Annotated in this window: 26 protein-coding genes; 3 read left to right on the plus strand and 23 right to left on the minus strand. The window is 49.8% G+C overall.

Annotated elements, in window-relative coordinates; translation table 11 throughout:
• From KOO63_12250 to KOO63_12270, 5 genes are all read right to left on the minus strand, one after another.
• A partial coding sequence (locus tag KOO63_12250; protein MBU8922580.1) for a hypothetical protein occupies positions 1 to 423 on the minus strand: 423 nt, incomplete at its 3' end.
• 84 nt (positions 424 to 507) lie between these two features.
• A complete protein-coding gene (gene rfaE2 / locus KOO63_12255) occupies positions 508 to 990 on the minus strand; it encodes a D-glycero-beta-D-manno-heptose 1-phosphate adenylyltransferase (GenBank protein ID MBU8922581.1) in 483 nt (160 codons plus the stop codon).
• 19 nt (positions 991 to 1,009) lie between these two features.
• Entirely contained in the window at positions 1,010 to 1,987 is a 978-nt protein-coding gene (rfaE1, locus tag KOO63_12260) for a D-glycero-beta-D-manno-heptose-7-phosphate kinase (GenBank protein MBU8922582.1), read from the minus strand.
• A gap of 94 nt (positions 1,988 to 2,081) precedes the next feature.
• Positions 2,082 to 3,191, minus strand: coding sequence for a DUF1624 domain-containing protein (locus KOO63_12265; GenBank protein ID MBU8922583.1), 1,110 nt, complete (start codon positions 3,189 to 3,191; stop codon positions 2,082 to 2,084).
• 32 nt (positions 3,192 to 3,223) lie between these two features.
• Positions 3,224 to 3,787 (minus strand): hypothetical protein, encoded by a 564-nt coding sequence (locus KOO63_12270; GenBank protein MBU8922584.1) that lies wholly within the window; start codon positions 3,785 to 3,787, stop codon positions 3,224 to 3,226.
• A gap of 250 nt (positions 3,788 to 4,037) precedes the next feature.
• On the opposite strand from KOO63_12270, the gene KOO63_12275 reads away from it, so the two are divergent.
• Both KOO63_12275 and KOO63_12280 read left to right on the plus strand, forming a co-directional pair.
• Positions 4,038 to 5,534: an outer membrane protein transport protein gene (locus tag KOO63_12275; protein MBU8922585.1), complete on the plus strand. Its 1,497-nt coding sequence runs from the start codon at positions 4,038 to 4,040 to the stop codon at positions 5,532 to 5,534.
• 136 nt (positions 5,535 to 5,670) lie between these two features.
• Positions 5,671 to 6,141, plus strand: coding sequence for a ferritin family protein (locus KOO63_12280; GenBank protein ID MBU8922586.1), 471 nt, complete (start codon positions 5,671 to 5,673; stop codon positions 6,139 to 6,141).
• A gap of 102 nt (positions 6,142 to 6,243) precedes the next feature.
• Here the strand turns inward: KOO63_12280 and KOO63_12285 are convergent, their stop codons facing one another.
• On the minus strand, positions 6,244 to 7,197 hold the full coding sequence (locus KOO63_12285) for a pyridoxal-phosphate dependent enzyme (GenBank protein MBU8922587.1): 954 nt from the start codon (positions 7,195 to 7,197) through the stop codon (positions 6,244 to 6,246).
• A gap of 124 nt (positions 7,198 to 7,321) precedes the next feature.
• On the opposite strand from KOO63_12285, the gene KOO63_12290 reads away from it, so the two are divergent.
• On the plus strand, positions 7,322 to 7,651 hold the full coding sequence (locus KOO63_12290) for a DUF3467 domain-containing protein (protein MBU8922588.1): 330 nt from the start codon (positions 7,322 to 7,324) through the stop codon (positions 7,649 to 7,651).
• A 6-nt stretch (positions 7,652 to 7,657) separates the two neighbouring features.
• On the opposite strand, the gene KOO63_12295 is transcribed toward KOO63_12290, so the two are convergent.
• From KOO63_12295 to KOO63_12375, 17 genes are all read right to left on the minus strand, one after another.
• Positions 7,658 to 8,557 (minus strand): lysophospholipid acyltransferase family protein, encoded by a 900-nt coding sequence (locus KOO63_12295; GenBank protein MBU8922589.1) that lies wholly within the window; start codon positions 8,555 to 8,557, stop codon positions 7,658 to 7,660.
• A gap of 15 nt (positions 8,558 to 8,572) precedes the next feature.
• Positions 8,573 to 9,727, minus strand: coding sequence for a DUF362 domain-containing protein (locus KOO63_12300; protein ID MBU8922590.1), 1,155 nt, complete (start codon positions 9,725 to 9,727; stop codon positions 8,573 to 8,575).
• Positions 9,676 to 10,788, minus strand: a complete 1,113-nt coding sequence (gene dprA / locus KOO63_12305) for a DNA-processing protein DprA (protein ID MBU8922591.1) — start codon at positions 10,786 to 10,788, stop codon at positions 9,676 to 9,678. The genes KOO63_12300 and dprA overlap by 52 nt, the downstream gene beginning before the upstream one ends.
• A gap of 162 nt (positions 10,789 to 10,950) precedes the next feature.
• Complete coding sequence (locus KOO63_12310; protein MBU8922592.1) at positions 10,951 to 11,865, minus strand: hypothetical protein; 915 nt, start codon at positions 11,863 to 11,865, stop codon at positions 10,951 to 10,953.
• 14 nt (positions 11,866 to 11,879) lie between these two features.
• Complete coding sequence (locus KOO63_12315; GenBank protein MBU8922593.1) at positions 11,880 to 12,590, minus strand: SIMPL domain-containing protein; 711 nt, start codon at positions 12,588 to 12,590, stop codon at positions 11,880 to 11,882.
• Positions 12,591 to 12,761: 171 nt separating this feature from the next.
• Positions 12,762 to 13,556 carry a T9SS type A sorting domain-containing protein gene (locus KOO63_12320; GenBank protein ID MBU8922594.1) on the minus strand — a complete coding sequence of 265 codons (795 nt, stop codon included), beginning with the start codon at positions 13,554 to 13,556 and terminating at the stop codon, positions 12,762 to 12,764.
• 61 nt (positions 13,557 to 13,617) lie between these two features.
• Positions 13,618 to 14,889 carry a hypothetical protein gene (locus KOO63_12325; GenBank protein ID MBU8922595.1) on the minus strand — a complete coding sequence of 424 codons (1,272 nt, stop codon included), beginning with the start codon at positions 14,887 to 14,889 and terminating at the stop codon, positions 13,618 to 13,620.
• 58 nt (positions 14,890 to 14,947) lie between these two features.
• Positions 14,948 to 17,077 (minus strand): VCBS repeat-containing protein, encoded by a 2,130-nt coding sequence (locus KOO63_12330; protein MBU8922596.1) that lies wholly within the window; start codon positions 17,075 to 17,077, stop codon positions 14,948 to 14,950.
• 200 nt (positions 17,078 to 17,277) lie between these two features.
• A complete protein-coding gene (locus KOO63_12335) occupies positions 17,278 to 18,447 on the minus strand; it encodes a hypothetical protein (GenBank protein ID MBU8922597.1) in 1,170 nt (389 codons plus the stop codon).
• 48 nt (positions 18,448 to 18,495) lie between these two features.
• Entirely contained in the window at positions 18,496 to 18,873 is a 378-nt protein-coding gene (locus tag KOO63_12340) for a hypothetical protein (GenBank protein ID MBU8922598.1), read from the minus strand.
• A 76-nt stretch (positions 18,874 to 18,949) separates the two neighbouring features.
• Complete coding sequence (locus tag KOO63_12345) at positions 18,950 to 20,290, minus strand: DEAD/DEAH box helicase (GenBank protein ID MBU8922599.1); 1,341 nt, start codon at positions 20,288 to 20,290, stop codon at positions 18,950 to 18,952.
• A 233-nt stretch (positions 20,291 to 20,523) separates the two neighbouring features.
• Positions 20,524 to 21,750 carry a hypothetical protein gene (locus KOO63_12350; protein ID MBU8922600.1) on the minus strand — a complete coding sequence of 409 codons (1,227 nt, stop codon included), beginning with the start codon at positions 21,748 to 21,750 and terminating at the stop codon, positions 20,524 to 20,526.
• 377 nt (positions 21,751 to 22,127) lie between these two features.
• Positions 22,128 to 22,619: a hypothetical protein gene (locus KOO63_12355; protein MBU8922601.1), complete on the minus strand. Its 492-nt coding sequence runs from the start codon at positions 22,617 to 22,619 to the stop codon at positions 22,128 to 22,130.
• 76 nt (positions 22,620 to 22,695) lie between these two features.
• The gene (crcB, locus tag KOO63_12360) at positions 22,696 to 23,085 is read right to left on the minus strand and encodes a fluoride efflux transporter CrcB (protein ID MBU8922602.1); all 390 of its coding nucleotides are present in this window, start codon (positions 23,083 to 23,085) and stop codon (positions 22,696 to 22,698) included.
• Positions 23,086 to 23,110: 25 nt separating this feature from the next.
• Entirely contained in the window at positions 23,111 to 23,914 is an 804-nt protein-coding gene (locus KOO63_12365; GenBank protein MBU8922603.1) for an alpha/beta hydrolase, read from the minus strand.
• Between the two features lie 17 nt (positions 23,915 to 23,931).
• Positions 23,932 to 24,429: a DUF1353 domain-containing protein gene (locus KOO63_12370; GenBank protein MBU8922604.1), complete on the minus strand. Its 498-nt coding sequence runs from the start codon at positions 24,427 to 24,429 to the stop codon at positions 23,932 to 23,934.
• Between the two features lie 110 nt (positions 24,430 to 24,539).
• A partial coding sequence (locus KOO63_12375; protein MBU8922605.1) for a hypothetical protein occupies positions 24,540 to 26,279 on the minus strand: 1,740 nt, incomplete at its 5' end.

Genomic DNA, 26,279 nt, shown 5'->3' on the forward strand with positions numbered 1-26,279 from the left:
GACAGTCCTTGTCGTCTGGCTCTTGCCACAACCGGTCCTTGTGGCACAGATCGATATAAGGGGCTTTGTACTCTTGATCATCGTCGGCTGGGCGCCCGCAAGTGTGAAATGAGCTCCGCATGAGTTTACCAGCTGCGCCTTCTGCATGACGTACTGGCTCGGAACGTCGCTATAGGCGAACATTACTTCTTCGACCTTTTCGCTCTTGATAAGCTCGACAAGTTTCTCTTCGGGATAGATGGGAATGCCGTCGGGATAGAGGCTTCCAGCCAGTTCCGCCGGATATTTTCTGTCGTCGATATCGGGGATCTGCGTCGCGGTGAAAGCGACGATCTCTACCGAGTCATTGTCCCTGTAGAGGGTATTGAAATTATGAAAATCTCTTCCCGCCGCGCCCATAATAAGGATTCTACGTCTACTCATCTCGATCCTGACCTCCATTTTTCGTTCTACTCACAATCCACAAAGATACCACCATTTAAACTGTTTTGATTCCTCTGGCCCCCTTTATTTTCTTTCCTGCTTCATCTTCTCTATAAGACTTGTGGTCGAGTATCCCGCGACCATCCTTATCCTTTCAACTTTACCGCCGGCCTGCGTGACGAAGTCCTCGCCGACGATCTCTCCCTCTCCATACTCACTACCCTTTACCAGAACATCCGGCCGAAGGGCGGTGATCGTCTCCAGCGGTGTGTCTTCGCCGAAGACTGTAACATAATCGACGCTGCCGAGTCCCAGCAGAACGAATGCCCGGTCATCAGCGCTGACCAGCGGGCGCGGTGCACCCTTAAGCTTTTTGACAGATTCGTCGCTGTTCATCCCAACGACAAGACAGTCACCTAAAGCCCTCGCCTGCTCCAGCAATTCGACATGTCCGCGATGTATTATATCGAAACAGCCATTTGTGAAGACGATCCTGCGGTCTCCATTCTCCTCCCTGAAGCGGAGCAGCTGTTCCCTTTTCAGTATTCTCTCCTCTGACCCGGACACAGATCCCACAACCTTCCTGTCAGACGGGGAAAGAACCGGCCAGTTCCTTTTCGTTTACAGTCGCGGTACCCAGTTCTTTCACCACTATTCCCGCGGCAGCGTTTGCCAGTTCGATAGAATCATATATTGAGGCGCCCGCGGCCAGCCCGGCCGCAAGCACGCTGATCACCGTGTCTCCAGCACCGGTCACATCGAAGACCTCGCTGGCTCTCGTCGGAAAATGCCTCGACCTTTTTCCCTCTTCAAAAAGGGTCATGCCCTCCTCACCACGGGTGATGAGAACGGAATGTGCTTCGAGGTCGCGAAGCAGGTCCCTGCCGACCTTATCCAGGGCTTCGGAGTTCCTGATCTTCGTATTATAGAAGCCGCCCGCTTCCTTGAGATTTGGAGTGAGTGCCCATGCGCCTTTATAAAGGTCGAAGTGGCCCTCCTTGGGATCGATGATCAGGGGAATGTCATTGTCCAGGCACAGCTCTCTCACTCTGTCCATCACAGGCATCGTCACCACACCCTTGCCGTAATCAGACACGATGACCGCGCCTGCTCCCTCGACAGCTCGGTCGATCGCCTTCCCGAGTCTCCCGAGAACGGATCCTTGCACTTCACCGTCTGATTCGAAATCGGCCCTCACGACCTGCTGGTTGTGCGCGACGATCCGGATCTTCTCTGTCGTGACTCTCTTCGAATCAGCAACGAGATATTCCGGTGATATGCTCTGAGCGGAAAGAAGTCCTCTTATCTCCCTCGCCTGGCCGTCCCTTCCCAGAAGACCTATCAATCTGGGTTCGCAACCCAGTGAGATGAGGTTCCACGCGACGTTGGCAGCGCCGCCGGGACGCACGTTCGTCCTTTCGACATTTACTACCGGCACGGGAGCTTCAGGACTGATCCGGTCCACCTGCCCCCAGAAATATCGGTCGAGCATCAGGTCTCCGATCACTACGACCGACGACCTGCCTATCTTTCCGCAGATACTTTTTGCTTTCCTTCTCTTCACAATCTCTGTTCCTGTTATTTGTCAAACCCGGTCCATACTCCCGGGAATATACTCCTACGATTCCACGCAATCAAGGCAAATAAGATGCATCAGGTCAGGCCTTTACAAAGACCCTCCCTCTATGGAGAAAATACAGCATCAACCAGTACAGAATGAGATGAAAAACAGCAAAGAGCAGAGACCCGTTCATTTCCCCCGCGACAGGTCTGAATACGGAATCGTAAAGAAAATTGTAAAGGGAGACCTTTCCGCTTCCCACGTCACTCGCGCCAAACCTGACTAATCCCGATATCGTCCTCACCCAGAGAGCTGAGATCAGAAACAGAAGAAGAGGATTCGCCCCGAATACAGATGCCGGCCATCCCCATCTTCTCCACCTCTTGACTTCCGTGATCCATACGATCGCTGACATCATGAGAATCGATATTCCAGCCGTCAGAAGCACATATGATCCGGTCCAGAGGGGTTTGCTGACCGGTTGAACCGTTCCCCACAATAATCCGGCAGCCATAAGCAGTAAGCCCGGGATGACCATGATCCCCGATTGTCTGCTCTCTGCCATTGCCGAAGCAGCCGGGCCGCCCGCGATGTACCCCGCAATGACACTCACCACAGCGGGCAGAGTGCTTAATATGCCTTCCGGATCGAACGGTATCCCGAACCCGCTCCACATATGTCTTTCTCCCAACACCAGGAGATCCACATGCCTGACGAGATTCCCTTCCAGCGACCATGGGTCACTACCTCCGAACCAGCTGACAGCTATCCAGTACGCTATCAGTATTCCGACAGAAAGGATGGCCAGCCCCTTCCTCCTTATAAATACAGCCCCCACTGCTGCCAGTCCCCATGCCAGGGCAATTCTCTGCAGGACCCCCATTATCCTTATATCACCCGGTCCTGCCTGAAATGGATAGGCGTTTATGAATAATCCGGCTACGAAGATGATTGCGACCCTTCGCCCTATCCTCGCCAGCCTTGCCTTCCTCTCCATTCCCCTTCTCGAGAATGAAAATGCCATGGACAGGCCGGCGACGAACAGGAAAGAGGGAAAGACGAGATCCGCTATTGTACATCCATGCCACGCGGAGTGCCTCAACTGGGGGTATATATGGGCCCAACTACCCGGCGTGTTTACCAGTACCATTGCCGCCATGGTGATCCCGCGCATTATGTCGATCGGAAGATATCTCTCATCAGCCATCTGATACTCCGGACGAGCAAAACATCGTTCATTCAATCTTCGAGACAACGGAATGAATTATAGATCGAAGATGTCTCTTCCTCCCAGGCTCCATTGAACAACGCCTCGACCAGGTACGACCTGCCGCCACATTCGACTCCCACAGCCCTCAATTCACCCTGGTCATCCTCCGACTGCCAGGTCCCCACCAGAAGCATAGCTCTTTTATCATCGAACCTGATTATCTTGTAGCTGTCTATCATCGTATTGAGTCGATACCCCTGTCCATTGACCCCAACCGCAAAAGAGAGCATCTCCTGGAGGGAAATCTCGACCTTTTTCTTTGTGTAATAGATGATTACCCGGGCTCCATCACTCCTTCGTATCTCGTCCGCTACCCCGTCAAGATCATCCGTCTCTGGAAAATTGTCTCTGATTATTGTATATCCTTCAGGAATATCTAATTCGTATCGATCAAACCCTACGGTCTTTACCGTGGACAGTGAATCAACCAAACCAGTATTTCCATCCTCCGCCTTGTCTCCTCCACTACCACCACAACCAAAGCCAAGGACCGGCAGAACGACCCATACCAGTATCCGTGTCCGGCTCTTCATTTCCACCCCTCCTCCATAGCTAAACTATTGTTTTCAACTGAATAGTGAGGATACCCCATAGACTCCTCACCGGCAAACTGAAAAACCGGTTTTTTCTTTCCGGATTCTCGATCACTCCTTCCAGAACATGGACAGATTATTTCAGAAATTGATTTTTTTGTTTTGAATATCAGTCGATAATGACTATAATCCCTGCAATGAAATTGGCAGGTCTGTCTTTTAACTGCCTTCTTTATCCTGGAGGTCGATTATGAAATCGCGCATGATTTTTTCAGTTATTCTTATTCTTTCGGTCATGTTTGTCATCGTGCCGGATGCGTCCGCCACGAACGGGATGAACCTGGAGGGCTACGGCCCGATAGCCCATGCCATGGGAGGTGCCTCGTTCGGTTACTGGAACGGCACAGCGGCCATGATGGGTAACCCGGCCACCCTCTCCTTTTTGAAAGATAATTACTGGCTGGACATTGCTGTAGGGTTTCTTGGCCCCGATGTCGACGCGACTGTTACGACCTCTATGGGCGCGATGGATGCCGAATCAGCAAGCGACGCCTTCTACATGCCTGCTCTCGGTTTTCTGATGCGCCGTGGCGAGATGACCTTCGGCCTCGGAATATACAGCCAGGGGGGAATGGGCACCGAATACGGGAGCGATTCATGGATGTCCGACCCCAGCATGGGTTCGAACGATGCTCTCGAGAACGGCCTGGTCAACAGGTCCGAAGTCGGAGTAGGGCGTGTTATCCTCCCCTTCACCTACGATGTTAATAAAAAATTCAGCATCGGCGCCAGCATCGATTTCGTCTGGGCAGGGATGGACCTTCAGATGGGTATGAGCGAAGCGCAGTTTTTGGACCTCGCCAATCCCGCCGCTCAGAATATCGGCACAGTCTCAGGCAGCATGGCGGAATCATTCGGGATGATGTACGAACCGTTCGGCGGTACCGGCATCCAGGAACTACATCATGCCTATTTCGATTTCACCAACGACAGCGATTTCACCGGTGAAGCTAAAGGAACAGGATTCGCCGGCAAGATCGGGGCTGTGTATGCAGTCAATCCGAAACTGACGCTCGGCGCGACTTACCATTCGAAGACCTTTCTCGGTGACCTCGAATCAGATAACGCCAGCATGTCTATGGGTGTAGACATCGATGACGGAGTACTGATGGGTGGAGCCCCGTCCGGCAACTATGTGGATTATGTCATCGACGTCTCCGGAAAGATCTCAGTCAAAGATTTCGAGTGGCCGGCGATGTTCGGTATTGGCGCCGCGCTGGAAGCTACGGACAGATTGATGATCGCCTGTGATCTGAAAATGATCCAGTGGTCCAGTGTGATGGAAGATTTCAAGATGGTCTTCGAGGCCGATGATGTCGCGACGAACGGCGGATTCGCCGGACAGGACCTGAGCGCCACACTATTCCAGAACTGGGACGACCAGTTCGTGATCTCTATCGGCGGCGCTTTCGACGTGACCGAGTCACTGGTCATCCGGGCAGGATACAATTACGGAAAGAACCCTGTACCGGACAAGTATCTCAATGCTCTTTTCCCCGCGATCGTAGAGAACCACATCACCTTCGGTGCTGGATACTATTTCGCGGAGAACCGGGCCGTCAACCTGTCCATGGTGACAGCGACCTCAGCCGAATACGAAAACGCAGGCGACGGATCCGGCATTCCTCCGGTCGAGTCCACGCACAGTCAGTTCAACTGGCAGCTGATGTTCAGCACTGGATTCTGATCCGGACCTGATCTCTGGGCGGGACTCATTTTTTGTGTCCCGCCCTTTTTTTCTTTACAAGCTGGATTTTTCCATGATTATCATCTATACTCTTTCTCCGTTAGAAGGGTATGCCTAATAGAAAGGAACCAGAAAGATGACCGACGGGAAATCACTTGATTTCAACAATGTTGACGAAGTGTTCGATTATGCGATCGAAAAAGAAAAGGAAGCTCGCGATTTCTATCTGGAGTGGGCGGGAAAGATCGAAAAGCCAGCGATCCAGAAAGTATTCACTGAGTTTGCCGCGCAGGAAGAAGGGCACATGAAGCTCTTCACTTCGATGAAGGAAGGACACGCCGAAACGAGGCCGGAGACCAAGGCAGTCGACCTGCATCTTACCGATTACCTGATCGAGGCGGAACCGACCGAAAATATGGGGTACAGAGAAGCTCTAAGGGTCGCGATCCAGAGAGAGCAGGCCGCCATGGATCTTTACAGCGCGTTCGCAAAGGCCACAAAATCTCCTGAGATAGCCTCTACGATGGAAACACTCGTTGCCGAAGAGACCAAGCACAAAAACAGACTCGAATCTATATATGACGACGATTTCTATCCCGAGAACTGAATATTTGAGGTATCTGTGACACGGATGCCTCTTTTTCAATCTGTATCTCCCTTGATAGTCGCCCTTCAGGAGACCTGAATGGTCCTCGCGCATTCGGCTTTCTCAGGAACAGCCATCAATCTCAAGGCTGACGTTCCCGCCGCTGAAGAATATCCCTGCTTTCCTGCCCTCAACATCAAGCCCCCTACCCATCACAGCAGCAAGCGGTACTGCCGCGGAAGGTTCTATGATTATCTTCATCCTCTCCCAGACCAGCATCATCGCCGACCTGATACTGTCATCGTCTACCCTCACGATATCAGTTACCAGTTCGCGGATTATCGAAAATGTCCTTTCACTCAATGAGGTGAGCAGTCCGTCGGCGATGGTATCGGGCGATACAGAAGGTATCAATTCACCTTTTTTGAAAGATCTGTACGCGTCATCCGCGCCGACCGGTTCTCCCCCGTACACCTCAGCTTCCGGCCTGATATGCCTGGCCGCTATCGCTGTACCACTCAGCAGCCCTCCTCCTCCGACAGGAGTGACGAGAAGATCGAGGTCCGGGACGTCCTCCAGAAACTCCACGGCCGCTGTGCCCTGGCCAGCTATTACCCTGGGATCATCGTATGGATGAATAAAAGAGGCCCCGGTAGTCTCCACTATCTTCGCCAGTTCGTCTTCCCTCGCCTGAAGCGTGGGCTCGCAGAACGTAATTTTGCCTCCATATCCATAGACGGCCTCTTTTTTAATATCGGGAGCGGTCCCCGGCATCACGATGTACGCCGGGATGCCTCTCGCTGCGGCAGCTCTTGCCAGAGCCGCCGCGTGGTTCCCACTGGAATGAGTAGCTACTCCTCGTGATGCGTCTTTATCTGACAACGAAAACACAGCATTCACCGCGCCCCTCGACTTGAACGCCCCTGCCTTCTGAAAATTCTCACATTTAAAGTAAAGCTCCGCCCCCACCATCCCGTCAAGTGTGGAACAGGTCATTACCGGAGTACGATTGATCCAGGGAGCGATCCTTTCGCCAGCTTCAATTATGTCTATGAATTCGACTTTCTGGTTGCGCAATTTCAGACCCTTTCGCTTCTATTCGATCATATGATGACGACGACTGGAATTATACCGTTGTCATCTATCTCATCACCAGTCTATTATGTACTTCAGGTAACGATAACTGAACAAAGGTGGAGATATGCAGAAACAACCTCAAAAACAGATACAGGTCGAACTGGATGAAAAAGCCGCAGAAGGCATCTATTCGAATCTTGTACTCACGGGAAACACACCCTCCGAGTTCATCCTTGATTTTGCCCGGATGCTTCCAGGCCTGAAAAAGGCGAAGGTACATTCAAGAATAATAATGACTCCCCAGTCAGCAAAATCACTTCTGGAAGTCCTCGGCAGGACCGTGTTGCAATACGAAAAGAATTTCGGAGAGATAAAGATCCATGGTGGAAAAGGGAGTTCGACTATCGGATTTCATTCCGGCCATCCTCTCCCCGGTGATAAAAAGACCAATTGAGTTCTGTCATTCAGGTGGTTTTGTCTTCCATCTCCGGTGAGCCCAGAAATAATGGTCGGGATGTTTTCTTACGGCGTCTTCCAGGGCTTTTACATGAGCCGCGGTCAGCCTGAGTATTTCCGTATCCTTGTCCGCGGCAGAATCCACCATTATCGGTGGCAAAAAGACTGTTTCATGTGATTCGTCAGCCTGCCTCACTATGTAGCAGAATGAGATCGGAGCCCCTGTCCTGTAGGCAAATTGAGCGGCGCCTGGAAAAGTCGAAGCGGGTATTCCGAAAAAATCCGCAAAGACACCGTGTTTCCTGGCATCCTGATCGGAGAGAATCGCCACCATCCTCCCCTTTTTCAGAGAGCCGAAGATCCCCCTCGCGCCTGCTCCTCTTGAGATTATCCCTATTCCGGCTTTCATCCTGAGGCCATTCATCAGATCGTCCACCAGAGTATTCGACTGTTCACCTACAAGAAAATCCGCTGGCAGGCCGTGCGCTATGGCAGCCGCGCCCAGAAATTCCCAGCTCCCGAAATGTCCGGTCACCACGACTACTCCCCTGCCCATAGCCAGCGCATCGTCTATATTCTCACGTCCCCTTATCGATACCAGCTTCAAAAGTCTTTCGGGATCGGGCCTTTGAAGGGAAGCGAACTCGACCATCGACTTGGCGAAGTTGATGTAAGACCTTCTTACCGTCTTTATTCTGACACTGTCTGTCATCGAATCACCGAAAGCACGGCCGATGTTGTCCAGTGAGACTCTGCGTCTGATCCGGAAAACGTCAAACGCCAGGATTCCGAGAAAGGATGAAAGCCTGACAGACATTTTCAGCGGAAAAACGGACGGGAGAAAGATCAGGAACCGTACTCCAGCAAGTTCGAACCTGTGCCTGATCTTCTTCCATCTACTCATCGCTATCCTCTACTTTCAGGCAAACAACCTTGCGAGCCAGCTCATCCTGATATCGATCGAGTCCTCTGGACATAATTCATGACAACACATGCACTGAATACAATTCTTATGATCGACTTTCAGGATATCCCCTTTATGATCGATGGCGCCTACGGGGCAGCTCTTCAGACATTGTTCACATTTCGTACATCTCTCCGGATCGATCTCGAGCTTGAGCCAGACAAGCGGAGCGATCATTTTAACCAGGGGACCCGGAATCAGCCTGATCCCCCTGTTCGAAGGAAGCTGGAAACCTTCCGGCCTCTCATCCCTTCCGTTTCCGGTTATCTCGATCCCGGAGATACTTGCCGTTCCTATATTCCGCAATCCGGCGATCCTCGTAGTATCGACCTGTCCCTCTTCAAACCCTATCATCCGGGCAGCGACCGCATCTACTGCGACTGCGTCTTTCCCGGCGATTATGACTCCCGTATTCCTGGCCATCCCCGAACTGGGACCATTTCCTTCCATAGAAAGTATTCCGTCCACGATCGTCAGCGCGGGATTGACGAATCTATACAGTTCCACCAGCATCCCGGCAAATTGCTCAGGCTTCGGATAGATCTTGTGGTACTCGGCCTTTCGGAAACCGGGGACTACTCCGAAGATATTCTTCACGCCACAGGTAAGTAAAGTCAGAGTATGAGTCTTCAACTTGGCCAGATTGATTATCACGTCGGCGTCAAGGACTGGTTTTGATATATAGAGTCTATACTCTCCCGATTCGATTTCCTTTAGGCCGGATGCCTCGAAGTTCACCAGTTCGATGCCCTCAGAGGCGGCCATATCAGTAATACCTGTATTGTTCCACACCCGTTGTATACCCCTGATGGCGCCCCCCGGGCTGTCACCGATAACAGGTTCGGCGCCTTTTTCCCTTACCATCAAGGCTATCGCTCTGACAAAATCGGGATGTGTAGTTATTGCCCTGTCAGGAGCCTTGGCTGAAAGCAGATTGGGTTTCAACAGGACGCGCTGCCCTGACTTGACGAAAGCGCCCAGGCCGCCGAATGGCGCGAGGCTTTCTTCGATCGCCCCACGTAACTGTCCCCCCTCGTAACTCGCACTACGCGTCACGCTCACAACAGTCTTTTTCGGTTTTTCACTTCCTTCGTCCCGGTTTTTCGCCAATTGTCTCCTCCGACGATGCGTCGCACGGTTTTTTCCGGCAGCGCCCACATCCCGTTTCCACCAGCTTCCGCGAGGCCTCTCAATTCAAGGTCCGTGAGAAGCGACATAGCTGAAGTCGCTGAAATATGACAGATTCGTACCAGCTCATCAACATGTTTCGGGTCAGCTTCAAGAGCAGAATATATCATCCTCTCTTCGCCATTCATTTCATCCCTTGCGTGAGATAGACCCGCTTCTTTCGACTCTCCTGTCACCGGATCATGATGTCCGGGTGGTTTGATGATATCGAATATATCGCGCGAACTGTCGACCAGCCAGGCTCCTTCCTTCAGGAGTCTGTTGGGGCCCTCGCTTCCCTTTTCCGTTGGATGGCCAGGCACAGCAAAGACCTCTCTGCCGTGGTCAGCGGCCCATCCCGCCGTACCAGTCGCGCCACTCCTGCTTCCTGCCTCAACGACTATAACTCCAAGCGATAGTCCACTCATGATCCTGTTCCTCATTGGGAAATGATATCTCTGGGGAGGAGTCCCGGGATGAAATTCTGAGACAAGGCATCCGACACGAGCGATATCCACAGCCAGAGAAGCATTCTCGGGCGGATAGGGAACGTCTATCCCACATCCGAGAACAGCCGTTGTCTTTCCACTGGTTTCGAGCGCGCCCCTGTGAGCTTCGCTGTCTATTCCCCTCGCCATCCCGCTTGTCACCGTGAATCCGGCACCGGCTATATCACTACCGAGCTGTCTGGCTGTAAGCAGTCCCTTCCTGGTCGCGCGTCTCGATCCAACGACACACAATGAGGGCCTGTTCAGAACCGCGGGATCACCGGCATAATAGATAAGCGGAGGTGGCTGTCCGATCTCGCGAAGTATCGATGGATATCCGGGGTCGTCTATCGCCAGCGCTCCCTGCCTTTTCTTCCCGATAAATTCCAGTCGATCGCGAAGAATTCTTCCTGGCGGCTCGTTCACATCCCTGCCGATCATCGCGGCAAGCCTGTCCCTTCCGGGCCTGCTTCTCAGCATCGAGACGATATGGCCCGGCTCCATGACTTTCGCCATCTGAACCCATCGATTTACCGTGATACCAGAAACGGAAAGAATCTCTATCCAGGCCCGGGCATTCCTCGTACACATCATCCACCTCCACACATTTCCCTGCCCGTCCCCCGAGGCAGCATCGACCTTTTGTCACAAACCGCACTGCTGAATTACTTATACCATTCAATCCCTGTACTCTTCAAGTATCAACGCGCTTACCCAGTACACATCTCCGTTTTTCGTAAAGAAGAAATATTTGCCATCATGCGTCACCACAGGAGTATAGTCATAACCCTTCGAGTTTATCGTATCGCCCAGGTTTTTTGGTTCAGACCATTCACCATATTTGTTTCTGAACGAGATGTAAAGATCTCCACTACCGAATCCACCGGGTCTGTCAACAGAGACGAATATCAGATAGCTTTCGTCCGGAGCGATGTACGGATCACCTTCATTGTACTCACTGCTGACCGGTTCTGGAATGAGTTCGGAGTTGAGATATTTTTCACCGTCATATCTGCACCTGTAGACATCTCTCCTCCCCACGCCACCATAAAGTTCGGCAACATAGTAGACCGTCCCATCCGAAGTCACAGAAGGATAGATCTCGTTTGTCGGAGTATTCAATGGATACCCTGGATGAAAAGGCTCCGACCACCCATCCTCGGTCCTGTCCATTATGAAGATATCGTGTGGAGGTCCGTATCCGTCAACAGGCCTGCGCGATATGTAGTACATCTTCTTCCCATCGGGTGAGATAAAGGGATCCGCTTCGCTGAAAGTCCCGGAGAAAGGAGCGATCTCCGGAACGCTCCAGGCCCCGTCGGCCGACCGACGTGTCACCATGATATGGAATTTCCTGTCTTTCATCCTCCTGGTGAAATAGAACTCAGACCCGTCTATCGTTATCGTGGCATTCAGTTCGTTTTCATCGGTCGAGACTATTCCGGGAGCGAATATGACAGGTGTCGTTCCGGGCGGCTTCATCCCCAGGTATGCCGATGTTGCCCCGTCGGATCCTTTTTCTCCACTTCCCCCACAGAAAAGTCCCAACACGGATATTACTATAAGTACTGCCATGATTATCGACTTGTTCATTCTTGTCCCTTCTATCATTCACTATTCCGGATGAAGACCCACTTTCCGGTCACTGTGACACTGACAGTCAATTCGTCAGGAGCAATATTTGTCGCGGGCCCGTCAGCCATGGCCTTATACCTCATATTTTCCATGACCGGGATCCTGTTCGCCTCCGGTGTCCCCAGATTTATCAGCTCACCAAGTTTTCCGCCAGCCGCCGCGGCCATAGCGACCGCGTCAGCGATAGCATTTCTCACCGCTATAGAAATGGCTTCTCTGCGGATCTCATCTATTCTGGAAGAATCGTACTTTATCCCATTCATCTCCGTGGCTCCACCTTCCATGGCCGCGTCTATCAGTTTTCCCAGCCTCGCAAGGTCGCCTGTCTTCACCCTTATCCTGTGATTCGCGACATACCCGGAGACTACCGGGCGTCCTGGACTGGTCTTGTAGTCGTATTCTGTATTCACCATAAATGATGAAGATACTACCTGCTCTTTATCGAATCCCGCCTTCTTAAGTCCGGATATCACCCGTTCGTACTTCTCTGCGTTTTCGTGCGTAACCTTTTCCGATTCTCTGTCTCTCGTTATTATGGAGAAACTGACTACAGCATTATCCGGATAGACACTGGCAGTACCATGTCCGCTTGTCGCGATCTCCCCTCCCAGAACGAGTCCGGGAGACATCAGCGACACTGCCAGCACAATAGAGATCAGTAGCAGGGAGAATACATTCTTCATTTTTCCTCCATTCAGGGAACAGAAAATCCCGATAATTGTGTCTGTCGACCTTATTATTGTTTAGAACTTAAATGGTATCACACTTAATATATATTTTGAGTAATATTTCTAACATTTCTCTGCTGGAGAAGTTTTAGAGGATTTTTCTTGCCGGAACCCTGAGCATCAACACTATCTGATTACGATCATTTTTTTCGTGACCGCTTTTTTTCCTCTAATCAGTCGATAATAGTAAACCCCTGATGCTACAGGGTTTCCTCTATCATTTAAAGCGTTCCATTCGATGGAATGACTTCCGGCATCTTCTATCTCATTTACGATCACAGCCACTTTTTTCCCTTGAACATTATAGATAGTAAGTTTTGTGTATCCATTTTCGGGTAGATAATAACGAATAGTTGTAATTGGATTGAAAGGATTTGGATAATTCTGAAACAATGTCAGCGGCCTGGAAGGAATCGAAAAATACACCCTCGATGAGATATATTCCCTGCCTGATTCCACGACACCGAGCTGATAGTAGAATGTCTTCCCGGGCGCGACTGTATCGTCGAGATAACTGACACATTCATCGGTTGAAAGGATATCTTTGTTGATCCTGATGAATGGGCCTTCAATATCTTCGGACCTGTAAATATTTATGCATCCTTCTCCCGCTGAGACCGAAAGATCCCAGTTCAACAGAACGGAATATCCGGATAATTGACAATCGAAGAAAGAAAATGCCACATCGACAGTAGAAGTAATAAAAGCCTGTTGCCAGAAACCGGATCTTATGACTTTGGTCGGATCTCCGGTCATCCCGACAGGTCCCTGCCCCACAGTCTGATAAATGATTTCAGTTCCCGTAGTCGGACCACCAGCGCTTACAAAGATACCATGTAGCACTCTGTACTGACCATAGGCATTGGAACCGATGAATATTATCGCAGCCATCAATATTGTTGATAATCCTGTCTTTTTCATATACTCCCCTGACGATACAATCGCATAATTAGATACTATCAACTATATCGGTTCTCATCATCTATCTGATTAATGACTGCTTTATTACCTGATATGACTCATGTCCTTTTCTGATGGCAGTCACAAGATAATCAAATTCGTATTCCCCGACCCCACCATTCAGCTCCTGGACAAGGACCCTGTCTATTCCTTTTTCGACTACTGCCAGGCCCTTTGACCCTGCCGACAGAGGAGTCAACTGTATCGTCATCCCATCGAGGACTATCACATCGACAAAGTGATCCGGAAAGACTACCGTCGCCTTTCCATTGACAAGACTCATAGTTCCCCTGATATAGGCAGCAGCTTCAGGCCCTTCTATACATGCATAGCAGATATCCGTACCGGGAAGAGACGGGTTTGATACCCGGAAACTTTTTATATCGGCTGTTATTACACCCATTCCTGACGAGCCTTCGACATACATCGCGGCCTGTTTATTTCCATCAGCATCGCAGACTGACAGGTAGCCTGAATTCTCATAATCGACCATTGCAGAGATAGCGCAGTTCAGATTTCCGTTAGGACCGTATGTGTTGATAAGCCCTGCATCTTCGCTGTGCACGAATATCCTGCTCCTGATCTGACCAAGGGAGTTTGTAACCACAATATCCCCGTTTATGTCGAGCTTTCCTGCGGGAGTCGAGGTCCCGACCCCGGTGTTGCCTGATTCATCCACATAAACAGCATCGGTCGGATCACCATCGACAGCATCGAGAGAGTAGACTGCTGTCAGTCCCGCATTGTCGATCCCATCGGAAAATCCGGAAGGAACATTCTTCAATTTTGTCCAGTCGACAGGGTTACCCGTATCGTTTACTGTCCCGGCAGTACTGAGTTCTTCCTGACCGAAATAGATCTCGTCATGATTATGGGCAGTATCCGAGAAAGCATCACTATGCAGGCCATCCAGCATATCTGCATTGTTTGAGCACATACTGTATGGAAGCGCGCTCAGGGAGACACGCGGCATCAATTCTGCTCCGCCTTCTATTGAGATCCCAAGATAATACTGATTGTCAAACGGGAGTTCCAATGCTGTTCCTACACCCAGAATCGCGCTGAAAGTCGATTTGAATACATTCACAGACTGGGTCTCCTGCCACAGGGGCGTCCCTCCCTCCAAATTATCATACAGAGACGTTGTGATCTCATATATGCCGTCTACTACCGCATTCCCTTCCGCGTCCGTCAATACCCCCTGATAGTTTATTGTTTTCGGGATCTCTGCCAGAACAGAGGATCCGCTGGCAAATATCATCAACACCGTGATCAATAATGCTTTTTTTAACACTTTGACTTCCTCCCCTGGCAGGCACATGGCCTCCGATACAGGGTGATACAGGATCTTATTACTTCAAGAGTACCATCTTCTTTGTTTCTACATTTATTCCTGCGGTCATTCTGTAAAAGTAGATACCGCTCGCGACTCTTACACCTTCGTTGTTGCGGCCATCCCAAAGTGTTTCATGGATTCCCGCTTCCTTTTCTTCATCGATCAGTACACGTATCAGACGACCCGCCGTATCATATATCTTGATATTGATATTTTCCGGCTTTGACAGACCGTATGATATAGTAGTCGAGGGATTGAATGGATTTGGATAGTTCTGTCCGAGGAAAGTTGCTGCTGGTATTCCTTCAGGTTCTACACCAGTCACATCCTCAGGACTGAGCATACTGATAAGACTCTCGTTTCCGTGAGTATCTACTGCTCGCAGTTTATAGTAGTAACCGGAATCGCCGCTCCACTCGTCATCAAAATAGATAGTATCCGGAATAGACGCGACCATATTGACATCGCCAGTCTCGAAGCCGGAGCTGAGGCCCCTGAATATTGCATAATGGTCAAAATCAGGATCCCTGTTCGGTTTCCATGTGATTACAAGGCCTTCAGGGTCCTGACTGGGCGTTCCCTGCAGATCCAAAGGGAATGAAGGGTCAAGATTGTCTACCGAATACCCACTGTCAGGAAGTGAGGCCCAGAAAAGTGATGGTATCGCGGTATGCGCTATTACCTGGAAATAATGAAAATCCGTGCAGGCGGCTGTTGAATCAAAAAACGTCGAAACAGGCCTGCCATATCCTTCCCTGAAGTATGCGTCGACCGTCTCGACCAGCTCCCAGAAATATGTGGAAGTTGATGTAAGTTCCGTTCTAATCAAAACCTTATCTGCACCAGGTACCAATTCTGGCACTCTATCCGCAGACTCTGCTCCCTGCTCAATAGCAGAAATAGCGGCTACCTGGTCGATAGTCCGCCAGATCGAATAATGGGTGATATCACCGGTCATGTTGATATCCGCGCGAGCGCCGGTCCATGACAGGAATACCTGCCCTCCCTGGTCACCAGGTATATCTCTGACTGAATAGATATCAGGAAGTGTGAGATTAAGGTAAACCGACACATGTCTGGATACATAGGTTACAAGGGCAAGATCAGGCGCACCATCACCGTTAAGATCTGGCAGGATCAGGTTCCTCGGGTTAACTCCTGTATCAAAATGCACAGCACCACCAAAAGTACCGTCTCCATCGTTTAACAGGATCTTCATTTCGTCCTCATACTTATGTGACGTGACCAGATCAGGATAACCATCTCCATCGAGATCTGCCGCACTGATCATTGTCGGACCTGATCCACCGGGATAGCCGACTGCAGCGGAAAAAGTTCCATCACGGTCATTCAGCAATACCAGCACATTGTTCCCTCCAGAATTCCCCACCGCTACGTCCGTGTACCCATCTTTGTTGAAATCTGCTGTACAAATGCAGAGTGAAGTGGCTCCAATGTTGTAATCGACTACTGCAGCCATTGTGCCGTCACCGTTATTCATCAATACCCCGACTTCTGCGCTCATGTAAACCGGGAACGCGAGATCGATGTCACCATCGTTGTCAAAGTCGGCCGCGCAGATCTGATTCGCTCCGTCTCCAGTACCGTAAGTCACCGCGCTGGAAAATGCACCCGAACCATCATTCAAGAGAACTGATACATCATCTGAGTAAAAATTAGCAGTGACTATATCCGGACTGCCGTCTCCATTATAGTCAGCAACAGCAGCTGAACGTGGGTTGGTTCCGACAGCATAGGTCGCTTCGAAAACAAAATTTCCATTACCATCATTAAGCTGGACCTCGACTAGATCATCATCATCATGTAAGATCAGAAGATCGTTATCCCCATCCAGGTCAATGTCGTGGGCAAACACGTTACAAGGATCACTCAATACTGAGACATCTACCCTTGCGGCAAATGTTCCATCTCCATTATTCATGAATATGGAAACCAGATCTCCAGTGGTCGACGGTACTACTATATCTACATCACCATCTCCATCAAGATCGGCAACACAGATTCCTTCTGGAAAGACTCCAGTATCATAGTTGACCGGAGCCGCGACTAAGGGCTGCTCCGCCCGGGATGAAACGGCTAACGACACAAATACTATAACGGCGAACACAATGACGTACCTGTTCATACGACCTGTCTCCTTGTTAGGGTCCATGTCATTACGACATATTGAATTCAGGGTAGATGATGAAAGGCGTGCGGATCTTGTTGAAAAAACATCGATCATTACCCCGACAGCAAAACTATCGGGAGTAAATGGAGGTTTCTTGAGGTTTAATTCACAATTCGGTATCTTCAGAAGTCATAACAGGTATTTCATAATTCAATTCATTGTTTATCTGTAGAGCCTGTCAGTTCGGTGACATTACTCTTTGTAAAAAACCCGGTAAAATCCCCATATCTATGGATATATTCATTCACCAGTAATGTGTGCTCTGAAGATTCGGTGAATGTCTGCTTCAGGCCCTCTTCTTCGGATCCGACCAGGTCCAGCAGGAACTCCTGGCCATCTTTCTTGAATTCTTCAAATGTCTTCTCTATCATTTCTGTTCTGAAAGCCATGTGATGAACACGTGTGCCGTAATTTCTGATAAACTTTTCAGTTGGGCCCGAGGTCTCCTCATTTATAAATGGTTTTATCCCGGACGTAAATACCATGGCGTATTCACCGGGCGCGAGCCTTGCTACATTTGTTATAGAGTTGAATACTTTTACATAAATAGCAAAGGCGAAAGTATAATCGGTCAACTCCATAAACTCGACAATCGCCTGATCACGATCAGTCGCCCTGATTCGTGTGGCCATGTGATCGAGAACACCGACATTCTTTCGTACATCATCGACTTGTGCTGCCGGCTGCCATGAGAATTCTTTGCGGCCTCTCGAAATAAAATTGCCGTGTTCCCCGGTCCATTCGATAAATCCGAGAGCGTTGCCTGTATACCTGGATGGAACAGTCTCTATATATGAGTAATTTTCGTATTTCTGCGCTTTCTGAGTCTGAAATTCCACTCCTCGCTCATTCTGGATCTGGAAATAACGATCAATGTCATTTACACGGAAAATCAGCGTCTCGAGACGGGTATCAGGCAGGTGGCGTGACTTCGGGTTATTATTGATCTGTCTGAAGGGATTGTCCCCCGAGGTCCTCGCCTTTAAAATAATGTCGGCAGAACCCGATCGGGCCAGGATTATTGCTCGCTGATCCTCATCCTCAAATGCAATCGATGGATCATGGCTGGTCCCCGCTATCAGTTCATTTGCTGCCTTTTCCAACCGGTCAGACTCAGTGTTGATCACTATATATTCCAGCCCGGCAGTAAGCCCTTCCAACCCGGAGTTCTTTCTCTCCTCAAGCACACGGGGAACCTGGCTATTCAGATAATCATCGCTGTTGCTGAAATCATAGACATTCTGGTCTCCGGGACCACATTTTGGACAATGTGTTTCATCTGTTTCAAGTACTTTCTTGCAGTTTCCGCAGATCAACTTCGACATTGACTCTCCTTTTTATGTGCTGAAGGTTGCCTGGTCGGAAGCTACTTGTCAAGAGCCTGATTCTCCGTTAAAGAGCCATCGCATGGCATCATCAATATTATTGAATAATTTTACTACGTTTCCCTGATTGAGAAAGACGGTCTCAAGAAACCAGAATTCTGAGAAATCACCCTTTACTACAAGAGCCCGTTTCACGTTGCGACCAATACCCTTCTTAATGGCATTTTTCGGCATGGCGAATATACCTGCAACGGATTCTTTAAGTATGGCATTGCGAAGGTCGGCTAGAATGCGGCGACAATCGTTCTCGTTCGAACATCGAGCAACTTCTGCTGCCATCCCCTCAAACAACGAAAGACTAAACTCGCCCTCTACAGATACAAGAATACAGTCCGTTTCCGGATCATAGGTCACTGAGTACGGCATGCTCAGAGGCTATCAGTATTCCTGTATACTTTCAACAATAATAAAGTCATATTCCAAATTCCGCAGGAACCCTGTTTCAACGTCCACTCCGGGAACGGCTACGGTTGCTATTGCGATTTCGTGCGTAGTGTCCCGAGGGCCTTCCACCCTGTCGCCTGCGGCCACCACCACGCCCAAATGCTTTCGGAGCAGTCTGGGTGGATCTGAAAGCCTCATCGCTATGATATGCATGTTCCAGCTCGGCAGGCACTGGTTTGCCCAGTAGACGCTCGATCTCTCGCAGATACGCTCGATCCTCGGCGCAACAGAAAGAAATGGCATTACCGGCTGCTCCTGCCCGTGCGGTTCGACCTATACGGTGGACATATGTCTCTGCTTCCACAGGAAGATCATAGTTTATCACATGTGTTATGTCGTCTACATCCAGGCCTCGCGCCGCTACATCAGTAGCGACCAGCACACGGAAACGGTCACGCCTGAATCCGTCCAGCGCCTTTGTACGTGCTGCCTGAGTCTTGTTCCCATGGATGGCTGTACCATGGATGCCTGCGGTGTACAACTTCTTTACTACCCTGTTAGCGGCATGCTTCATCTGGGTGAAAATGAGGGCCTTATTGATCTGAGGGTCTTTCAGAAGAGAGACAAGCAGTTCATCCTTTTTAGCTTTTTTTACAAAAAGGACTTTCTGATCGATAAGCTCCACAGCGGGTTTATCGGGAGTTATGCTGACACGCACCGGGTCGTGGACCATAGTACGAGCAAGCGCTTCTATCTTCGGGGCCATGGTCGCCGAGAAGAACAAAGTCTGGCGCTCGGCTGGAATGTGGGACAACACCCGCTTGATGTCGGGAATGAAACCCATATCGAGCATTCTGTCGACTTCATCGAGAATAAAGACCTCTACCTCATTCAAGTGGATGAATCCCTGCTGAATAAGATCAAGAAGTCTGCCGGGGGTCGCCACAAGAATATCTACCCCGCGGTTCAGAGCTTTTACCTGATGGAACTGGCTTACTCCACCGAAGACCACCGTATTCTTGAGACGCAGAAATCGTCCATATGTCTGGATACTTTCCCTGATCTGAGCTGCAAGTTCACGTGTAGGAGCCAGAATAAGAGATCGGGGAGCACCTCTTCGGGGTCGACGGGGTTTTACTGCCAGCCGCTGAAGAAGAGGCAGGACAAAAGCAGCTGTCTTGCCTGTTCCTGTCTGGGCGGTGCCCATAAGGTCACTACCATTTAGAAGAAGCGGAATGCACTGCTCCTGAATAGGTGTGGGCGTTTTATATCCTTCGGCAGCTACGGCCCGTTGGATCTCCGGAATCAGACGGCTGAATACACCCTCGTGAAACTTGGGCTTTGCATGCTTTACATTCTGTTTTGCGCGGGGGTGCCGCACGTGTGCGTGTTCTTTCATTTTTTCCCTGGTCCGGCGATTTACAGATCTCTACCAGCCGGACGCATGGAAAAGAAAGGACCGCAATAATCGCGGCATGTGATGGGAACCGCCCTCTGGGCTGTTCCGGCACACCTTTTTCTCAACCATCGCAGATGTGCTTGCGTTGGGGGAAGATACCGAAATGAACCAATGTACGCAAGCGAAAAAAAGAACAAAACAGATTCGATTCGGATTTATACGAAGATCGGGCCTCAATTCTGCCGGTCCCAGTCAAGGACCAGCAGCTCTTCTGGAATTTTCGTGATCTCAGGATCGTCGGCTATCCGGGCATCGATTGACGCTTCATCGATCAAAGCTCCATAAATGTTCCCGGTCTTCGATAATACGATCCCCTCCTCTTCCAGCAACGGTACGGAAGATTCCAGAAGATCAACAAGATCCCGGCGCATCATATCGGCCGTTACCTGATCACCGTAATGCTCGTAAAGCTCTATTGCCCTGATAGTATAGTCCGGCTTTGACGGATCGAAATGGATCGCTCCCATCGAAAGGTATAGCGGTATGATCCTCATTCCTTCACTGCTGGATACTGCCGCGCCTGTGTCGAGAGCTTCGGCAACCAGAGCAGGCCTGGAAAGAGTCGAAAAAGCAATAATTGAAGTCAGAAGAGCAACAGCGATCCAGTTTCTCCGGTAAACCGGTTTTCGGCTGGATACCCGGCCGGCCAGGCGTACTCCATTCAGCGCCTGAGCGATCCAGACAAGCCCTCCAAGGACTGCCACTACACTTGCGATGATAAATACGTATTCAAGCGTATCTGGCTTTAGAGCGAATGCGCCGGCATACGCATTGAAATTCCAGAGCCAAAAGGCCCTCGACAGGTAGAGAAGAGAAATAGCAGTCAAGGACGCCATCCACATCGCCGCAACCGCATGTTTGGAGCGCCCGGCAACAAATAGTCCCATTCCCGGGCAGATAATGCCAAACAGCCCCGTTGCCAGGGGCCCCTTGATCCAGCGAGGCACTCGCCTGAGCCTCGGTCCCTCGAATCGCCCGGCAAGTATGACTGCTCTTGTCCAGGCTGAGACCCCGGATAAGATAGCTACCACAGCCCCAAGGAGCATAATGGCCCCTACCGGGTTTTCCCGGGTGGACCAGGAAGAGAGTCCTCCCCACATCCATACGACGATTATAGAGAGGATCACACTGAAAATTGAGAGTCCTGCCCAAAACTTGTTCCTGCGCCCCCTTCGGGTCGCCAGTATATAAAGAGGCCCGGCAAAATACGATAAAAGCAACGAGATCCCGGACTGTTTGTCGTTCGTCTGCGTCTTTGAGTGTCCTCTTCTGACACCACTTCCTGATGGCTGGAGATACTCCGGAAGCTCCTTTCTGTCGTCCCCGGATGAAGAAGACATTTCGACGCTGTCTTTCTGACTCACAGGATCTATGACATATGTCTTTCTCGGGCCACTCATTGTCTCCCCCTCTGTTTTCTTTCTTCTGCCGATGATGGATCAACGACATAATTCAATATCACGCGGAAGAGAATTGCTTTACATAGCACTGGCTGAGCTGGATTTTCGCAAGTTCCATGCCTGTGGCTGAAGCCCTGAAAACAGTGCAGGGACGATTGTAAACAGCTACGGCAATCCGGGTAAAACGGGGAATCACAACGGACTGAAAGGCAGGCATTTTTTCAGATCTGCGAACACGGAATCAGGTCCACGAAGGCACGAACGAGTGGCCAGTCCTGCAACTCCGGCTACTATCTTGCCAACACAGGTCAACTCCGCGATCGATCGCTACCATCGCGATAACTGGTATTTATTCCAAAATGGAATCCTATGTAACGCTAAAATGACCAGTTGACGATCGGAAGGACAGGAAACGCTCCGCCCTCACCTATGATGTTAACGATTCCGATCTGAAGGCCATTCATACTCTCGGCATAATTCACTATTCCAAGCTGAAAGCCTGTCGCAGACCTGGCATAGTTGAAGACCCCGGACTGGAATCCTTTAAAATTGCCTTTCACAATATTCACATGGTTGTCCTGCCAACCTGTAAAATCAGTATCTACCAGCCCCACTACCCCGATCTGCCATGCTGTGGTTGTTCCTGTAGTCGTATGGTTTACTAATCCCCAATCCAACCCTGTGACAGAAGCATTCCGACCGTAGATCAAGTTTAACCGAATACCGGTGATCGCATCATTTTCCGGGAATATCTGAATCGGCGTGAACAATGAGAGCTGCACGGGTCTATTCTCCGCCATAGCCGGTATCGAGACTAATGTGAATATTATGAAAGAAAACATCAACCGTACGAAACAATTCCTCCTCATCTTGACCTCCTGTTAAATCATTCTCCCAACTAATATACAGAGAAGCCTACCATCTTCTCCTGAATCGCTACAAGGTCTATCTGGATATTGAAATACTGTATCCGGCCCAGACAAAGATTATCCCAAGGACCACGTGTATGCTGACATTCGAAAAAGCACGAAGATATTCTGCATTCAGAATCATCGAGAATGTTTCGTAAGCAAAAGTCGAGTATGTAGTGAACCCACCCAGAAGACCGATGAGAGCAAATCTCCGTAATTCCGGACTGAAAAGGTTCCGCGATTCGATAAGTCCTGCAATCACTCCGATAAATAGACAACCGATCAAGTTTACCACAAGGGTGCCGTAGGGGAAGGTCGCCTCGGGAGCCTTGCGATGTATTATCCAGCCCAATGAATAACGAAATATAACACCTGCAAATCCGCCCACACCTACCAGGACAGCGTTGATCACAATAGTTCTCAACCTTACCTCCAACTGAAAAGCACAGCTACTCTGAATCAACCAGGAACTCGTGTATAGGAGACCAGTACATGGCTCGATAAGTCGTCGACAGATCATTATGGCCAGCGCCCTCGATTTCAACAAATCGTTTTTCTGCAACAGATTTTTCGAATACCTCCCGCCCCATATCCAGAGGAACAACATTGTCCTTGTTTCCATGGACAACAAGTGTCGGACAAACTACATTGCCGATCTTTCCAATGTTGTTGAAAGAATTGCCAGCCAGGGGCGAAAGCCAACCAAGACCAGTTGCCCTCGCGTATTCTTTAGCACTGGTCAATGGTGTGACGAGAATAAGACCACCAAGATCGATATTTTGTGATATGTGAATTGCCACACTTGCTCCGATCGACCTGCCTAAAACGACAACGTTTCCCGGGTCATATCCAAGTACCCTGGTCGCATATTCCAGGGCAGCTTTACCATCCTTGTATATTCCATCTTCACTTGGTTTACCCTGGCTCTTCCCATATCCACGATAGCTGACGCCCAGAACATTGATATTGAAACTATGTATCTTGATCAAGTCTGTCAGGCGATGACTTATGTTACCAGCGTTCCCATGGAAATATATCAGGATCCTTCTGGATGATGGCTTTTCAAGATAATAAGAATGAATTTCAATTCCATCGTCAGTTTTGAAACAGACATCTTGAACATTTGCAGGAAGTTGTTCAGCAGGTAATACCCCTCTGTCGGGATGAAACGTCATATGGTTGATCAAGCTATTGCAGCCAGAGATGAAAAGAGTACTTAAAATCATAATTGTCACACTAATTTTCGATCTCATGATAACCATTTGCCTGATTACTCTTTACCATCGTTGTCAGGGATTACTTCGCGTTTCCCTTGCCAATTTCGAGTTTTCTTCTTTGTGCGCCAGAATATCCTGCCAAATATCCGAACAAAGAACCAATATATATAGGCAAATCTGAATTTACTTTCCACCATTAGTTCAAGAAATATCCGATCCGTATCAGTTCGAGTGAGTGGAGCGATTTCCTGCATAAACTGATATAGTGCGTCATGAATACAAGTCGCGTAATACGTCTTTGGTTTGCCTGTATCTCTATGCACTACACCATCAGGTGTTCCAATAACGATATCAAACAGACATAACTTCGGGCTGCATCCGTTCCACGCATACCCCTTCTTTACGGTAAGTGTTCCATCCTTATCAATAATCAGTCGGATCTCACCGTCAATATCGCGAAAAATACTTTTTTGAGGTATGAGTATACCTGAATCATAACTGAAGTCTTCTTCCAGGCAGAATACCCATTTAACGTCATCAATGCATAACATGTCATTTCCTTTACGTAGACTGACGACCCTGCCCGCCGCCCCGGGCTACCCTGCCACGAACCCCGCCAGGCGACATGACGGGAATAACTTCGACGCATGCGATATTCAGGTCACCTTCCCGGCTCACTCCGCGAAGGCAGCCGAAGCAGTTCGAGACGCTCTGAGATCCTTCTGTCGCTGCAACCATTCTCCAGCAAAAGGGTCAGATGCCTCGCAGCCTCTTCCCCCCTGCCGGCGTTATGGAGAAAATTCGCGCAGGCGAGTCCCATATCGGCATCGTCAGGATCGACAAGCGACATCTCCCTGAGGAAATGGCCGACCTTTTCCGATGGAGCCCTTTCACCGCGCATCATCACAAGCCCCCTCAGGTAGGCCTTCCTCTCTGGGTCAGTCCTGCTCTTATCGTACAACTCCAGGTAACTTCCCAGGCTGCCAGTAGTGAAGTACACATAGGCCAGGTTCTTGAAGCTCGAAAGATTTGTGGAATCGATCGTCTGGGCCCGAAGGAACACCTGCCCCGCCATATCAAGTCTTCCCATATGGAGGTAATCAACTCCGAGGTTGTTTATTGCCAGGAGATCTTCCGGCCTTTTCTCTATCACCTGCCTGTACATCTCGGCTGCTTCGGGATACTGTCCCAGCCTGTCGTAAAGCTCTGCCGTATCAAACAAGTACCTGGGATTGCCCGAATCACCCTTCGAGGCCATCTTCAGGTACATCACCGCCACCGTCCTGTCCCCAAGTTCGTCGTGGTACTTCGAGAGCGTGCTATACCCGTATCCCTTCGCGTGCCCACTCCAGAAACCGTGCTCTGCAAGGTGAATAAACCTCGCCTTTGAGCTGGCAGTGCCGGCGTTCAGTGCAATCCATGGTCCTGTATGCACCAGTATCACCGAAACGGCCAGGCAGGAGAGCATTCGGGCCTTTGCTGGAAATCGCTCGATCAGTATTATAGACGTAAGCAGCGCAAGGGGTATCGCCATCGGTGAAAAAAGATCCCAATCCCTGCTGACGCCTATATTCATGTTGAATATCAGAAACTCGATGGCGTAAAAGATGACGGCTGTCTCGAGGAATATTTTCACACCTGTTGAAGTTTCTACCAGATCACCATCTGACCGATCCTCGCCATCTTTTATCCTGCCTTTCATCCCCCATCGGAATCCCGCGATGATAAAAAAAGCTATCGGGCATATGAGAATGATCTCGTTACCCAGGTTAAACAACGATTCGAACGAGAACAGAGGATAAGCGACACGATTCCTGCCGGCAGTGTAAAAGAAAGGCAGGAAGGTCTCGTAAAAGAACGATGAGAAGGGCCACCCACGTTGCAGGAGAGCAAGGATAACCAGTCCGGCTACCACGGCTCCGGCCATCAGAACATAATACTTCTTTCTTTCTACCTTCCTGCCGTGACTGATCCATAAAATGATAAGTAAAGATGGAAGCAGTGCGATGGCAGACAGGTGAAGCAGAATAGCGACAAGAATAAATACCGCAGCTATCATCACGTGCGATCTTCCCTGAAGCACCCTGATACCATAGTAAAAATAGATCATGATGACGGCTGCCAGAGGAGGATATGCTTCCACGTATCCAAAGAAAAGCATCATTGTGCCACACGAAAGAACAGCAAGTACGATGAATATTCTCCTGGTTTGGTCTTCGATGAGTGTGATGGAAGTTTTCACCAGATAGATCAGGAACAGTATCCCCGACATAACGCTTATGAAAGAACTGACAGCGACCGGAGTTGCAGCAGCGATCCCCGCTTTCAGTCCAAGATCGAGTATACCCATGTATAGCCATGAAAGTACCGGCTCGTTAAACACATCCCTGTCCTTAAGATG

This window comes from Candidatus Latescibacterota bacterium (assembly GCA_019038625.1).
GTDB lineage: Bacteria > Krumholzibacteriota > Krumholzibacteriia > Krumholzibacteriales > Krumholzibacteriaceae > JAGLYV01.

What these genes read in the sequence shown, in the direction of transcription:
- KOO63_12275 (MBU8922585.1), top strand. Translation starts at nt 4,038, where the DNA reads ATGAAATCGCGCATGATTTTTTCAGTTATTCTTATTCTTTCGGTCATG.
- KOO63_12315 (MBU8922593.1), bottom strand. Translation starts at nt 12,590, where the DNA reads ATGAAGAATGTATTCTCCCTGCTACTGATCTCTATTGTGCTGGCAGTG.
- KOO63_12265 (MBU8922583.1), bottom strand. Translation starts at nt 3,191, where the DNA reads ATGGCTGATGAGAGATATCTTCCGATCGACATAATGCGCGGGATCACC.
- KOO63_12335 (MBU8922597.1), bottom strand. Translation starts at nt 18,447, where the DNA reads ATGTCGAAGTTGATCTGCGGAAACTGCAAGAAAGTACTTGAAACAGAT.
- KOO63_12365 (MBU8922603.1), bottom strand. Translation starts at nt 23,914, where the DNA reads ATGAGATCGAAAATTAGTGTGACAATTATGATTTTAAGTACTCTTTTC.
- KOO63_12355 (MBU8922601.1), bottom strand. Translation starts at nt 22,619, where the DNA reads ATGAGGAGGAATTGTTTCGTACGGTTGATGTTTTCTTTCATAATATTC.
- KOO63_12280 (MBU8922586.1), top strand. Translation starts at nt 5,671, where the DNA reads ATGACCGACGGGAAATCACTTGATTTCAACAATGTTGACGAAGTGTTC.
- KOO63_12370 (MBU8922604.1), bottom strand. Translation starts at nt 24,429, where the DNA reads ATGTTATGCATTGATGACGTTAAATGGGTATTCTGCCTGGAAGAAGAC.
- KOO63_12330 (MBU8922596.1), bottom strand. Translation starts at nt 17,077, where the DNA reads ATGAACAGGTACGTCATTGTGTTCGCCGTTATAGTATTTGTGTCGTTA.
- KOO63_12295 (MBU8922589.1), bottom strand. Translation starts at nt 8,557, where the DNA reads ATGAGTAGATGGAAGAAGATCAGGCACAGGTTCGAACTTGCTGGAGTA.
- KOO63_12310 (MBU8922592.1), bottom strand. Translation starts at nt 11,865, where the DNA reads ATGAACAAGTCGATAATCATGGCAGTACTTATAGTAATATCCGTGTTG.
- KOO63_12290 (MBU8922588.1), top strand. Translation starts at nt 7,322, where the DNA reads ATGCAGAAACAACCTCAAAAACAGATACAGGTCGAACTGGATGAAAAA.
- KOO63_12345 (MBU8922599.1), bottom strand. Translation starts at nt 20,290, where the DNA reads ATGAAAGAACACGCACACGTGCGGCACCCCCGCGCAAAACAGAATGTA.
- KOO63_12270 (MBU8922584.1), bottom strand. Translation starts at nt 3,787, where the DNA reads ATGAAGAGCCGGACACGGATACTGGTATGGGTCGTTCTGCCGGTCCTT.
- KOO63_12350 (MBU8922600.1), bottom strand. Translation starts at nt 21,750, where the DNA reads ATGAGTGGCCCGAGAAAGACATATGTCATAGATCCTGTGAGTCAGAAA.
- KOO63_12320 (MBU8922594.1), bottom strand. Translation starts at nt 13,556, where the DNA reads ATGAAAAAGACAGGATTATCAACAATATTGATGGCTGCGATAATATTC.
- dprA (MBU8922591.1), bottom strand. Translation starts at nt 10,788, where the DNA reads ATGGCGAAAGTCATGGAGCCGGGCCATATCGTCTCGATGCTGAGAAGC.
- KOO63_12340 (MBU8922598.1), bottom strand. Translation starts at nt 18,873, where the DNA reads ATGCCGTACTCAGTGACCTATGATCCGGAAACGGACTGTATTCTTGTA.